The sequence below is a fragment of the Streptomyces sp. NPDC048560 genome, from assembly GCF_040650955.1.
Taxonomy (GTDB): Bacteria; Actinomycetota; Actinomycetes; order Streptomycetales; family Streptomycetaceae; genus Streptomyces.
Map to the genome: position 1 here is coordinate 221,416 of NZ_JBEZIJ010000001.1, position 13,168 is coordinate 234,583.

Here is a 13,168-nt window from a genome sequence, read left to right on the forward strand (position 1 = left end):
GTTCATCTACTCTGCGTGACGGCCTGCGGCATTACGGGCACCCGCTGCGATGAACGTACTCCGGAGCGTGTTCAGCCGGTGGTGAGTACGACGTTTCGCACCGGCTCGCCCGCGGCGAAGCGGGTGAGCTGTCCTGCCAGCAGACGCTTGGCCCTGGGCAGGAACGCCGAGGTGCTGCCGCCCACATGAGGAGTGATCAGGACATGGGGAGCATGCCAGAGAGGGTGGCCGGCGGGCAGCGGTTCGGGGTCGGTGACATCGAGTGCGGCGCGCAGCCGGCCGCACTCGAGTTCGGACAACAGGGCATCGGTGTCCACGACTTGCCCCCTGGCGACGTTGACGAGAAGCGCGCCGTCCCGCATCGCCTTGAGGAACTCCGCCCCCACCAGGCCCTGGGTGGACGCGTTGAGCGGGGTGGACAGAATGACGATGTCGGCCTGGGGCAGCAAGGCGGGCAGGTCGTCGAGCGTGTGTACGGGGCCGCGTGCTGTCGTCCGCGCAGAGCGCGCGACGCGCGCCACCCGCGCGCACTCGAAGGGTTCGAGCCGGTCCTCGATGGCCGAGCCGATCGATCCGTACCCGACGATGAGCACCGACTTGTCGGCGAGCGCGGGGTAGAAGCCCGCCCGCCACTCCTCCTCGTCCTGGCCGCGCACGAAGCCGGGGAGTCCTCGCAGCGAGGCGAGGATCAGGGTGAGGGCCAATTCGGCCGTGGACGCCTCGTGAACTCCCTTGGCGTTGCAGAGGCGTACGCCGGCGGGAAGCAGGCCGAGGCCGGGCTCCACGTGGTCGATCCCGGCGGAGAGCGTCTGCACGACCTGCACCGCGCTCATGGCGTCGAGCGGCCGGACCGCGATCTGCGGGCCCTTCATGTACGGAACGACGTAGAAGGCACACTGCGCCGGGTCGGCGGGGAAGTCCGGTCCGCCGTCCCAGAAGTGGTAGTCGAGCCCCTCGGGGAGCCCCTCGATCTCATCGGCCGGAATCGGCAGCCATACGTCCGTGGCGGTCGTCGAAGTCATGCTCAGGAGGCTAGGCGACGGCTGCTCGGCGGCGCCGGGCGGGCAGAGGTTACTTTTGGGGTGCGGTGTGGTCCCGTGACCGCGGGACCGAGGGAGGGTTCAGGGAGTTGGAGCGCAGGACTATCGGTGCGGCGGCGCTCGCCGTGGGCGCGGTCGGGCTGGGCTGTATGCCGATGAGCTGGGCGTACAACACGTCGCAGCAGCGTGGCGACCGCTCGGTGCGGACGGTGCACGCGGCGCTCGACGCGGGTGTCCAGCTGCTCGACACGGCGGACATGTACGGACCCTTCACCAACGAGCTGCTCGTGGGCAGGGCGCTCAAGGGACGGCGGAGCGAGGTCTTCCTCTCCACCAAGGGCGGGCTCCTGGTGGGAGACCAGCACATCGTCGCCAACGGCCGTCCCGGCTATGTGCGGCGCGCCTGCGACGCCTCGCTGCGGCGGCTGCAGACCGATGTGATCGACCTGTACCAACTGCACCGGGCCGACCCCGAGGTACCGGTCGAGGAGACCTGGGGGGCGATGGCGGATCTGGTCGCGGCGGGGAAGGTGCGGTCGCTCGGTCTCTGCGCGGTGGGGGCGCGCGCCTCGCGCAGGACGGGCTCGCGGCTGCACGACGGAACGATCCGCCAACTGGAGCGTGTCCAGCAGGTCTTCCCGGTCAGCGCGGTCGAGGCGGAGCTTTCCGTGTGGTCGCCCGAGGCGCTGGAGTCGTTGCTGCCGTGGTGCACGGCGCGCGGTGTGGGGCTGCTGGCCGCCATGCCCCTGGGCAACGGTTATCTGACGGGGACGCTGACGCCGGGCCAGGGCTTCGAACCGGACGATCCGCGGGCCAGGCACCCGCGCTTCACGGCCGAGATGATGGCGGCGAACCAGCCTGTGGTGTCCGGCCTCCGGCGGATCGCGGAACGTCATGGCGCCACTCCGGCGCAGGTGGCGCTGGCGTGGGTGCTGCGGCAGGGGCCGCACGTGGTGCCGGTGCCCGGCGCGAAGCGCGAGGAGTGGGCGGTGGAGAACGCGGGCGCCGCACGGCTGGAGCTCGATGACGCGGATCTCGCGGAGATCGCGGGGCTGCCGAGGGCGCGCGGGTCGTGGGACTGAGTCCGCCGCGAGAGAATTGGCCGGGACCGGGAACCCCGGACGGGGCTGCGGTGTAGGAACAGTAGTCGTGCGGCCGTCGAAAGGATCGTTGCTGTGTTCGGATCTGTTCTCTCCCCCGTTGTGCGCAAAGGGATGGTGGCCGCACTGGCCACGGCCTCGCTGCTGGTCTCCGCCGCCTGCTCGTCCGAGGACGGCTCGGGAGGTACGGGAGGCCGCGAGGGCGACTCGTCGCCGCCGTCCGCCGCCTCGTCCGCTCCCTCCGCCTCCGCGACGCCCTCGGACCTGCCGCCCGCCAAGGGGTCGGTGACGGTCGTATCCACCCTCACGGAGGGGCTGGCGAGCCCGTGGGGCCTGGCCGCGCTGCCCGGCGGCGACCTGTTGGTGGCCTCCCGCGACGACGGCACGATCACCAGGATCGACGGCGGGAGCGGGAAGAAGACGCTGCTGGGCTCGGTGCCCGGGGTGTCGCCCGGCGGTGAGGGCGGGCTGCTCGGTCTGGCCGTCCCGGCGACGTTCGGCGCGGACGGTCTGGTGTACGCGTACTTCACCACCGCGTCCGACAACCGCATCGCCCGGATGCTGTACGACGAGCGGAAGCCGGCCGGCCGGCAGCTGGGCGCCCCGGACACGATCCTGCGGGGCATCCCGAAGGGCGCCGTCCACAACGGCGGCCGGATCGCCTTCGGCCCGGACCGCATGTTGTACGCGGGCACCGGAGAGACAGGTGACACCGGGCTGGCCCAGGACAGGAAGTCGCTGGGCGGCAAGATCCTTCGCATGACTCCGGACGGTGAGCCGGTGCACGGCAACCCGGAGGCCGACTCGGTGGTGTATTCGTACGGGCACCGCAACGTGCAGGGCCTGGCCTGGGACGGACAGAAGCGGCTCTGGGCGGCCGAGTTCGGCCAGGACACCTGGGACGAGCTGAACCGGATCGAGCCGGGCAGGAATTACGGCTGGCCCGACGTGGAGGGCAAGAAGGGCGAAGAGGGGTTCGTCGACCCGGTGGCCCAGTGGAAGACGGAGGAGGCCTCACCGAGCGGGATCGCGTTCGTCGGCGGATCGGTCTGGATGGCTGGACTGCGCGGCGAGCGACTGTGGCGCATCCCGCTCTCGGGCAAGGCCGGCCAGGAACCGCTGGCGGCACCGCAGTCCTTCCTCGAAGGGAAGGACGGCCGGCTGCGGACCGTGCTCGCCGCGGGCGGCGACAGACTGTGGCTGGTCACCAGCAACACGGACGGCCGCGCCACCCCGAAGCCGGGGGACGACAGGATTCTCCTCCTGGACGTGCGCTAGGGCGTGCGCACCGGGCGTCGCGGCGCCGGCGGCAGTCCGGCGTCAGGGTGCGCTTCGCACGGGGTAGAGGCGGAGACGGTGGGCGAGGGCAGCCGCCTCACCCCGGCTGGATACGCCCAGCTTGGCAAGGATGTTGGACACGTGCACGCTCGCGGTCTTCGGTGAGATGTAGAGCTCCTCGGCGATCTTCCGGTTGCTGTGTCCGGCGGCCACCAGCCGGTGCACGTCCTGCTCGCGCGGTGTCAGTCCGAGGGACTCGACAGCGGCGGCCGCGGGGTCCCGCTCGTCCATGGCATCGGCACCTGCGGCGTCCGGGCCTGCCGCTCCGCCGGCGGCCGGGACGAGAACGGCCGGGTGGACCTGCGGTTCGGGGGCGCGCTCGGGAGCGGTGAGGGGGATGCGGGCCCGGCCGGCCAGGAGCTCGATGGTCTCGATGAGCGGACGTGCCCCGAGCCGTAGAGCGGTGGCGTGGGCCTCGCGCAGCAGCGGCGCCGCCGAGGAGCGGTCGCCCTGGGCGGTGAGGAGTGCTTCCGCCCAGCGGAAGCGGATCTGGGCCATCTCGTAGGGCCGCTGGAGCGGAGCGAACGCGTTCGCGGTGCGGGACCAGTGGCCGGGGGTGTCGGTTCCCTCGGCGCGGGCCAGTTCCGCTTCGACGAACACACCGTAGGCGGCCCATATGGGGACGATCATCGGCAGCTGTCTGAGGTGGGTGCGGATCTGCTCCAGGATCGCGGGACGGCCCGGGTCGGCGGCGGGCAGGCCCCGTGCGTCGGCCTCCGCCGCCGCTGCGACATGAAGCAGCGGGAGGGCGTAGCGCTGGGTGCCGGGCGGGAACCCGAGTTCGGCCTGTGCCCGGAAAGCCGCCCGCGCCTCGGGCAGGCGGCCCTGCTGGGCGGCGAGGGACATGGCGTGGCGGGTGGGGGTGATCACATGCTGGGGCTGCGGATCGAGGTGGCCGAAGTGACGTCGGGTGAGCGCGAGTTGCACCTCCGCCTCGGCGTAGTCGCCACGGGCGACGGCGAGTTCGGCGCGGCGGGCGGCGACGAGGCCGCGTGCCTTGCGGGAGCGGGCGATCAGGGCGGCCGCGTCGGCGGCCGCGGCGCTCTCGTCCCAGTGCCCGAGGGAGAAGAAGGACTGCGACTGGTTGGAGCGGACCCATGCCTCGGTGTCGGCGATGCCGTGGCTGTGGCAGACCTCGATGCCGTGGTCGGCGGCGGCCACGGCTTCCAGGGAGCGGCCCATGGATTCGAGGGTGGAGGGGAGGTTGATGCTCGACCGGCCCATGATCGGGACGAGGTGCAGTTCCTCGGCGCGGTCGCGGACGGCGTACAGCTCGGATATGCCTTCGTCCACGCCGCCGGCGTCGGCGACGAGCCAGCCGCGGGTGAGGCGGGCGTACAGCTCGATGTGTTCGTCTCCGACGAGCTTGGCGTACTCCACCGCCCGGTCGGCGGCGGCGAGCGTCTCGGCTCCGGGCCGGTGCAGGGCGCCCCAGCCGGCGACGCTGGCGAGGACCTCGGCGTGCACGACGGACGGGGGCAGACCACGGACGAGGTCCTGGGCGAGGGCCAGTTCCTCCCAGCCGTCGCCGCGGGTGAGGTCCTGCACCAGACGGGAGCGCTGCACCAGGAACCAGGCGGCGCGCAGCGGGTCGGCCTCGCCGTCCAGGATCCGCAGGGCCTGCTTGGAGATGGCCAGGGCCCTTTCACGGTCGCCTCCGAAGCGGGCGGCGACGGTGGCCTCGGCCATCAGGTCCAGGTAGCGGAGCGAGGTGGTCGCGGGGTCGCATCCGCAGGCCGGGTAGGCCTCCGCGTAGTCGAGGGGGCGCAGGGTGTTCCGTACGTCTTCGGGTACGTCGTCCCAGAGCTCCATGGCCCGTTCCAGCAGCCGGAACTGTTCGGAGTGGGCGTAGCGGCGGCGGGCCTCCACGGAGGCCTCCAGTACGGCGGGCAGGGCCTTCGCGGCGTCACGGGCCACGTACCAGTAGCTGGCGAGGCGGGTGGCTCGCTCGTCGTCGCGGACGAGGGTGGGATCGGCTTCCAGGGCTTCGGCGTAACGGCGGTTGAGGCGGGAGCGCTCGCCGGGCAGCAGGTCGTCGCTGACGGCTTCGCGGACGAGGGAGTGCCGGAAGCGGTATCCGCCGGTGTCGGGGGCGGGGAGCAGCAGGTTGGCGCCCACGGCGGTGCGCAGCGCCTCGATGAGGTCGTCGTCGGTCAGTCCGGCGACGGCGGCGAGCAGTTCGTGCTCGACGGTGGAGCCGCCTTCGGCGACGATCCTGGCGATCTTCTGGGCGTCGTCGGACAGCGCTTCCACCCGTACGAGGAGCAGGTCACGCAGGGAGTCGGAGAGCCCGGAGCTGTCGCCGCAGCATTCGAGGCTCCGGGCGAGCTCCTCGACGAAGAAGGCGTTTCCGTCGGAGCGGTCGAAGATCTCGTCGACGAGCGCGGCTTCCGGGGCGGCCGCGAGGATCCCGGTGAGCTGGCGGCGGACCTCTGCGCGGGTGAAGCGTGCGAGTTCGACGCGGTGGACGGTGCGGAGCCGGTCCATCTCGGCGAGGAGGGGGCGCAGGGGGTGCCGGCGGTGGATGTCGTCGGCGCGGTAGGTGCCGATGACCGTGAGGCGGCCGCTGCGCAGGGTGCGGAACAGGTAGGCGAGGAGGTGCCGGGTGGACGCGTCGGCCCAGTGCAGGTCTTCGAGGACGAGGACGAGGGCGCGCTCGGCGGAGAGGCGTTCCAGGAGCCGGGCGGTGAGTTCGAAGAGTCGGGCGGTGCCGTGCTCGTCGTTCGGCTCGCGGCCGGTCTCGCCGAGTTCGGGCAGCAGGCGGGCCAGTTCGCCCTCCTGGCCCGCCAGTGCCTCGGTCAGTTCGTCCGGCAGGACGCGGCGCAGCGCGCGCAGGGCCGTGGAGAACGGGGCGAACGGCAGTCCGTCCGCACCGATTTCGACGCAGCCGCCGATGGCGACGACGGCCTCGCGGCGGCCGGCCACCGCGAGGAACTCCTCGACCAGGCGGGTCTTGCCGACGCCCGCCTCGCCCCCGATGAGCAGCGCCTGCGGCTCACCGCCCGAAGCCCGCGCGAGTGCGTCGGTGAGCAGGGCGAGTTCGTCGGCGCGGCCGATGAACACGGGGCTGACGGACATGGTCTCCACGTCGCCGAGCATCGCACACGGGTCCGGTGCCGCGTCAGCCGGAAGGCGGACCGCCATCGCTACGCGGCGTGGACGAAGCGGCTCGGGTCCTGCGCACTCACCCGCCCCTCGGCGGCCTTCCGTTCACTGCGGCGTGCCGCGCGACGGGCCAGTACCGCCTCCCGCACCAGGCGCCGCTCCTCGGCCAGGCGGATCAGTTCGGCGGACCGGATCTGGTGGAGTTCGTACTCGTACATGGCTGACTCCCTGGTGGTGACGGCCCGTGAGGCCTTGACCGGCCGGTGGCCGGGGGCCGGTTCCGGCCGTGCACCAACTGTCGTTCGCCAGGGGGTGTCGCCGCATCGGGCGAGTGCCGCATCTCCAGGCGGCGGGAGCCTTAGAAGGGCGTTCCCGATGCCCTACGCCGCACCGGGACCCGGGGCGGATGCCCTAGGCGGGTCGGGGACACCGGGCGCGGGACCGGACCACGGCTCCGGCCGGTGCCTCTGGGGGGAGCGTCAGCCGCCGGTCGTGGCGGCCGCGGAGGGCAGCGAGACGAACAGGTCGAAGTACATGCCCACCGAGATCAGTACGCCGAGCACGCCGAGGGCGACTCCCGCCAGGGCGACGGCGCGGATCCAGCCGGGCTGCGGGTGCCTGGCGGGTGCGCCGAAGGCGGGGCGCACGAGGACGAAGACGCCGACCAGCAGGGCGAGCAGCGCGAACAGACCGTTGACCAGGGCGGTGGTGTGCCAGGCGTCCCCGTAGATCTCGGAGATCTGCTGGGCCGCGCTGCCGCCGCCGGAGGTCTTGATCTGACCGATCAGGGTCTCCCTCTCGGCGGCGATGCGACCGGTCCAGGCGCCGGTGAGCGAGACGATGCCGAGTCCGGCGGCGACGACGGCCGCGGCGCCGGCGCCGAGACCGGAGGCGGCTGCCGCCTCGGCCTCGGCGTACTCGTCGAGCTCCAGGTCGTCGTCGTCCGTGAGGTCCGCGGCGCCGTCGCTGACGTCGTCGTTCGCGTCGTCACCCGCCTCGTCGTTCGCGTCGTCGCTCGCGGTCGTACCGGTGCCGGCGGCCCCGGTCGTGTCCTTCGTGGCGATCGTGTCAGTCGCCGTCTTCTCCTCGCGGTCGTCGTCGACGGCGGGAGCGGCGGAGTTCTTGGAGGTGGAGGTGTTCATGCGCCGCACGCTAGGGGTCCTGGATGAGAACCCTCTTAACGTTCGGCCCCGTCCGGCTGCCCGTCGCGCCGAGCACGCCATTCCGGCGCCAGGACGGACCAGATCTCCGAATCGTGACGCTCTCCCCGGTAGAGGTAGCGCTCGCGCATCACTCCGTCGCGCGTCATCCCGAGGCGCTCGGCGACCGCGATGCTGCGGTGGTTCGCCGAGGAGGCGACCCACTCCACCCGGTGCATCCCCCGCGCGTCGACCGCCCAGTCGATCAGCTTCCGCATCGCCCGGGTGATCAGACCACGCCCCTCCCCCGCCGGTTCGAGCCAGCAGCCGACCTCACAGTTGCCGGCCGCGGCCTCGAACGTACGGAACAGGACGCCGCCGACCAGCGTGCCGTCCAGCCAGATGCCGTAGAGCCGGCCGGTGTCGGCCGCCTGGCTGTCCGCGTACCGCTGGAGCAGGGCCCGCGCCGAATCGAGGTCGGCCGCGGCCGCGGCGAAGGGGATCCAGGGGTCGACGAGCTCGCGCGCCCGGTCCATGTGGTTCAGGAACTCCTGCGCCTGCCAGGTCTCCAGCGGGCGCAGCTCCGCCCCGTCGTCACCCAGGGATATCGCGAACATCATGCTCCTCCGGTGGTCAGTGAACGGGCTCGGCGGGCTCGGCCCGGCCGGGCCGGTGCTCCGTTTCCCCGTCCTCACTCGAACGCGTCCCCGGGATCTTCGCATGTGCCGGCTCACGGTCCGGCGGCTCGATGCTGATCCGTGGCAGCCGCCGGTCCAGCCAGCCGGGCAGCCACCAGTTAGCACCGCCGAGCATGTGCATCAGGGCGGGTACGAGCAGGGTGCGCAGGACGAACGCGTCCAGCGCGACGGCCACGGCGAGCGCGATGCCGAACATCGCGATCACGCGGTCACCGCTGAGCACGAAGGCGAGGAAGACCGAGATCATGATCACTGCGGCCGAGTTGATCACCCGGCTGGTCTCGGCGAGGCCGACGCGGACCGCCCGCCTGTTGTCGCCGGTCTCCAGCCACTCCTCGTACATCCGGCCGACCAGGAAGACCTGGTAGTCCATCGAGAGCCCGAAGAGCACCGAGACCATGATCACCGGCAGGAAGGGTTCGATCGGTCCCGCGCTGCCGAGCCCCAGCAGCTCGCTCCCCCATCCCCACTGGAAGACCGCGACCACGACGCCGAAGGAGGAGGCGACGGCTGCCACGTTCATCACGGCGGCCTTCAGCGGAATGCCGATCGAGCGGAAGGCCAGCAGCAGGAGCAGACAGCCGAGTCCGATGACCACGCCGACGAAGAGGGGCAGCTTGTCGACGATGATCTCGGCGAAGTCGTCGTAGCTGGCGGTCACACCGCCCACATGGGCCTGGAGCGAGGTGTTCTCCACCGCCCCGGGCAGCACGTCCGCCCGCAGCCGGTCGACGAGCTCACTGGTCTGCTGCGACTGCGGCGCCGAGTCCGGAACGACGGTGACGAACGCCGTGTCGCCGCTGCTGTTGTACGTCACATGGCTGACCGAAGCGACGCCCTCGGTGTCACGCAGGGTGTTGGGCAGCGCGTCCAGGGCGAGCCGGTCATCGGCGCCGTCCAGCTGGGCGGCGATCGTCAGCGGCCCGTTCACCCCGGGCCCGAAGCCCTCGCCCAGCAGGTCGTAGGCCTGCCGGGTGGTGGCGGTCGCGGGATTGTTCCCCTGGTCGGACGTGCCCAGATGCAGCCCGAAGGCGGGCAGGGCCAGGACCAGCATCACCACGGCGGCGACCGCGCCGAGCAGCTTGGGGTGCCGTTCCACGAAGGCGGACCAGCGGGCGGCGAAGCCGGTCGGCAGCTCGGGCTGCGGCCCCTTCTCGGCGAGCTGCCTGCGCTCGCGCCGGCTCAGGGCACGCATCCCGATGAAGGAGAGCAGTGCGGGCAGCAGGGTCACGGAGGCGGCGACGGTCAGCACGACGGTGAGAGAGGCGGCGATCGCGACCCCGTTGAGGAACCCGAGCCGCAGGACGAGCATCCCGAGGAGCGCGATGCAGACGGTGGCCCCGGCGAAGACGACGGCGCGGCCGGTCGTCGCGACGGCGTTCTGCGCCGCTTCGGTGACCGGGAGTCCGCGCTTCAGGCCTCTGCGGTGCCGGGTCACGATGAACAGCGCGTAGTCGATGCCGACGCCGAGCCCGATCAGCATTCCGAGCATCGGGGCGAAGTCGGCCACCGTCATCACATGGCCGAGCAGCACGATGGCCGCGTAGGCCGTGCCTACCGACACGAGCGCGGTGGCGATGGGCAGCATGGCCGCTGCGAGCGAGCCGAAGGCGAGGAAGAGGACGACCGCCGCGACGACCACCCCTATGGCCTCGCTGAGGTGGGCCGAGGGCGCTTCGGTGAGGGCGACGGCCGAACCCCCGAGTTCGACCCGGAGCCCGTCGCCCGACGCCGCCTTGGCGGTGTCGACGAGGGCCTGCGCCTGTTCCGGCGCGATGTCGTCGGCCTGCTGGTCGAAGGTGACCGTGGCGTACGCGGTACGGCCGTCGGCACTGATCTGGCCGGCGCCCTCGGCTCCGTACGGACCGGTGACGCCGCCGATGCCGGGCAGCTCGTCGATCGCGTGGAGTGTCCTGGTCATCGTCTGCTCGACGTCGGTGGCTCTGACGGTGGAGCCGCTGGTGTGCCAGACGACGGTGTCGGTGTCACCGCCGAGATCCTTGAAGCCCTGCTGGAGGAGGGCCGTGGCACGGCCGGACTCGGTTCCGGGCACCTCGTAGTCGTTGGAGTAGGCAGAACCCGCGAAACCCGCTGCGGTGGCCGCGCCGCCGAGGGCGAACAGCCAGATGAGGACGGCGACGAGCCGGTGCCTGAGACACCAGCGGGCAATGGCAGCCAACGGACGTGCTCCCTGAGGGTTCGTGGTTCTCCATCGGGAGGTATAGGGAACTTCCCGTCAAAGAACTCATGACCTGAGAACTGTCACTCTGACAGCCAAACCTGATCGTTTGCCCCTTTCGTGTCGATGCTCACAAGGGTTGATATTTCCCCTACACGCCCCATTGGCCCCATACGCTTACGCCCCAGTGACCCCACCAGCCCCACCTGCCCCACCGGCCTACGCGTCCCTCTGACACACGCGTGGGCGGGCGCCCGGTCCGGCGCCCGCCCACCCGTCAGCCCGCGTCGGCAGTCTCGTGTCAGCCCGAGACGCTCGCCCTGCCGTTCTCGATGTGGCCCATCAGCCGCCGCCGGAACGCCGTGTCGCCGTCGACCGAGACCGCAAGGTCGTACCAGCCGCGCGCGTCGGCCGCCGAGTGCACGACCGTACGGCTGCGCCCCGGCTTCACCGTGATGCGCCGGGTCCAGCCCCGCAGATCCTCCTCGTCGACGTACCCGAGAGGCCGCACGGTGAAGGTGAGCGTCCGCCGGCCCGTGTTACGCAGAGTGAGATACAGATCCCGCTCATGGGCGTCGAGCCGCGAGCCGACCTCCGCGTCGCCCCCGGCCGCACCCTCGAACTCGCGACGGAAGCCGTTCGGCCCGGTGATCGTGAACCGGTAGGCGTCCCCGGTGAGGGGCACCGTCCACTGGGCCGTACCCCTCACATCGCGGTGCTGCGGGGCGGGGAACTCACCGGCGTAGGGATAGAGCGTGAAGTGCGCCGAGGAGCGCCCCGAGTTGCTGAGACCCACCTGCACGGCCCCGTCCGTGACCCATGCCTGCGCGTCCGGCTGGTAGGGCAGCGGCCTCGCGGGACGCGTCCCTGCCTCCGGTACGGGCATCCGCTGGACGGCCGGCGGCTTCGGCTGCCAGCGTCCGCCGAACACCGGAACGGCCGCCGGGCGGTCCACCTCCGGCTGCCGCCCGCTCCGCGAGAAGTCGAACGCGGAGGTGAGATCGCCGGTGACCTTGCGCCGCCAGTCGCTGATGTTCGGCTCCTTCACCCCGGTCCACCGCTCCAGGAAACGGATCACCGAGGTGTGGTCGAAGACCTCGGAGCAGACGTGGCCGCCGATGGTCCACGGCGAGACGACCAGCATCGGCACCCGCACACCGAGCCCGGTGGGCTTGCCGTCCCAGCGCTCATCGGCCACCTCGGGCGGCGCGACGGGCGGCGGCACGTGGTCGAAGAATCCGTCGTTCTCGTCGTAGTTGACGAAGACCGCGGTGTGCCGCCACACCTCGGGGTGGCGGCCCAGCGCGTCGAGCACCTTGTAGAGGATCGTCGCGCTGTGCACGGGGGAGGAGACGCTCGGGTGCTCGGAGTCCACGGCCGACGGCACCAGGTACGAGACCTCGGGCAGCGTCCCCGCCGCCACGTCCTGGGCGAACCGGTCGGCCAGCGTGCCCGTCTCCACCCGGCGCAGCCCGCGCTCGAAGAGGCTCCGCTCGGCCTCCGGCAGCGTCGCGACACCCTCTTCCAGGAGCCCGAGCAGACGATCGCGCTCGCTCGCGTCGTCCGTCTCACGGACCACCGCGTAGAAGGACTCCATGAAGGTGTGGCCGTCGGCCTTGGCGAGGGCCTTGCGGGCGATCGCCTTGAAGGTGGCGAAGAACTCGATCTGGTTGTCGGTGAAGTTCTCCCACTCCGTGTACGTCTGCCAGCTGCGCCCGGCGGCCTCCAGCCGCTCCGGGTACGTGCTCCAGCCGTATCCGGGGTGGGCGTCCTCGTCGTACGCGTCGTTGCCGACGGCCCGCTTGCCGTTCGCCTCGAATCCCGTCTTCCCGCTCCACAGGTGGTTGCGGTTGGGGCTGGTCGAGGTGTGGACCGACGAGTGGTAGGCGTCACACACCGTGAAGGTGTCGGCCAGTTCGTAGTGCAGCGGGATGTCGCGGCGGTCGTAGTACGCCATCGTGGCGGCCGTCTTCGTGGTGACCCAGCCGTTCATCCACCCGCCGGCCCAGGCCCGCCCGCCACCGCTCCAGGAGTGGTCGAGCGCGCCGATGTACTGAAGATCCTTCTTCTGCGTCTCGGCGGCCTCACGCACCGGGAAGGGCAGCACGGACGTGCCCGGCGGGCCGGGCTGCTCGAAGACGGGCCTGCCCGAGGGCAGCTCGACCGCGTTGCGGTCGCCGAAGCCGCGTACCCCGCGCAGCATCCCGAAGTAGTGGTCGAAGGAGCGGTTCTCCTGCATGAGGATCACCACGTGCCTGATCTCGTCGAGCCCGCCGGACCCCGCCGTGCGGGCGGGCTGCGCGGCGATGGCGGCCTGGAGCGACGGCGGCAGGAACGATCCGGCTGCCGCCGCGCCGAGCGCGCCGCCTCCGAGGGCGAAGAGCCGTCGCCGTGAAAAGTCCGTGGTCAAGTGAGCCTCCCGAATCGGTCGTACGCCGGGAAGCTAGCCAACCGAGGTGGCGGCCTGAAGACCGCCGAACGGCACAGCGATGAACGTCCGAGAAGCCACCCCGAAAGTCCACGTCCACCCCGGATTCCGGCGCGTACGCGGGAGCGGTGACCCGGAGCG

General features: G+C 71.6%; 9 protein-coding genes. 2 read left to right on the plus strand and 7 right to left on the minus strand.

Annotated features, from left to right (window positions below; all coding sequences use genetic code 11):
• Nucleotides 1-71: 71 nt before the first annotated feature.
• Nucleotides 72-1,022 (minus strand): 2-hydroxyacid dehydrogenase, encoded by a 951-nt coding sequence (locus AB0C82_RS00960; protein WP_362834954.1) that lies wholly within the window; start codon nucleotides 1,020-1,022, stop codon nucleotides 72-74.
• Nucleotides 1,023-1,165: 143 nt separating this feature from the next.
• On the opposite strand from AB0C82_RS00960, the gene AB0C82_RS00965 reads away from it, so the two are divergent.
• Nucleotides 1,166-2,122 (plus strand): aldo/keto reductase, encoded by a 957-nt coding sequence (locus tag AB0C82_RS00965; RefSeq protein WP_362836953.1) that lies wholly within the window; start codon nucleotides 1,166-1,168, stop codon nucleotides 2,120-2,122.
• A gap of 132 nt (nucleotides 2,123-2,254) precedes the next feature.
• Entirely contained in the window at nucleotides 2,255-3,418 is a 1,164-nt protein-coding gene (locus AB0C82_RS00970; protein WP_362836955.1) for a PQQ-dependent sugar dehydrogenase, read from the plus strand.
• A 42-nt stretch (nucleotides 3,419-3,460) separates the two neighbouring features.
• Here the strand turns inward: AB0C82_RS00970 and AB0C82_RS00975 are convergent, their stop codons facing one another.
• The 6 genes from AB0C82_RS00975 to AB0C82_RS01000 form a co-directional block, all read right to left on the minus strand.
• Nucleotides 3,461-6,577, minus strand: coding sequence for an AAA family ATPase (locus AB0C82_RS00975; RefSeq protein ID WP_362834956.1), 3,117 nt, complete (start codon nucleotides 6,575-6,577; stop codon nucleotides 3,461-3,463).
• 47 nt (nucleotides 6,578-6,624) lie between these two features.
• Nucleotides 6,625-6,801, minus strand: a complete 177-nt coding sequence (locus AB0C82_RS00980; RefSeq protein WP_362834958.1) for a hypothetical protein — start codon at nucleotides 6,799-6,801, stop codon at nucleotides 6,625-6,627.
• Between the two features lie 261 nt (nucleotides 6,802-7,062).
• A complete protein-coding gene (locus AB0C82_RS00985) occupies nucleotides 7,063-7,725 on the minus strand; it encodes a hypothetical protein (protein WP_362834960.1) in 663 nt (220 codons plus the stop codon).
• Between the two features lie 35 nt (nucleotides 7,726-7,760).
• Nucleotides 7,761-8,339 (minus strand): GNAT family protein, encoded by a 579-nt coding sequence (locus tag AB0C82_RS00990; protein WP_362834962.1) that lies wholly within the window; start codon nucleotides 8,337-8,339, stop codon nucleotides 7,761-7,763.
• Between the two features lie 16 nt (nucleotides 8,340-8,355).
• A complete protein-coding gene (locus AB0C82_RS00995; protein ID WP_362834964.1) occupies nucleotides 8,356-10,599 on the minus strand; it encodes an MMPL family transporter in 2,244 nt (747 codons plus the stop codon).
• 301 nt (nucleotides 10,600-10,900) lie between these two features.
• Nucleotides 10,901-13,009 carry a phosphocholine-specific phospholipase C gene (locus AB0C82_RS01000; protein WP_362834966.1) on the minus strand — a complete coding sequence of 703 codons (2,109 nt, stop codon included), beginning with the start codon at nucleotides 13,007-13,009 and terminating at the stop codon, nucleotides 10,901-10,903.
• Nucleotides 13,010-13,168 lie beyond the last annotated feature (159 nt).

Bases quoted from the DNA above. Each gene is read 5' to 3' on its own strand.
- AB0C82_RS00975 (WP_362834956.1), bottom strand. From the start codon at position 6,577: ATGCTCGGCGACGTGGAGACCATGTCCGTCAGCCCCGTGTTCATCGGC.
- AB0C82_RS00990 (WP_362834962.1), bottom strand. From the start codon at position 8,339: ATGTTCGCGATATCCCTGGGTGACGACGGGGCGGAGCTGCGCCCGCTG.
- AB0C82_RS00970 (WP_362836955.1), top strand. From the start codon at position 2,255: ATGGTGGCCGCACTGGCCACGGCCTCGCTGCTGGTCTCCGCCGCCTGC.
- AB0C82_RS00960 (WP_362834954.1), bottom strand. From the start codon at position 1,022: ATGACTTCGACGACCGCCACGGACGTATGGCTGCCGATTCCGGCCGAT.
- AB0C82_RS00980 (WP_362834958.1), bottom strand. From the start codon at position 6,801: ATGTACGAGTACGAACTCCACCAGATCCGGTCCGCCGAACTGATCCGC.
- AB0C82_RS00985 (WP_362834960.1), bottom strand. From the start codon at position 7,725: ATGAACACCTCCACCTCCAAGAACTCCGCCGCTCCCGCCGTCGACGAC.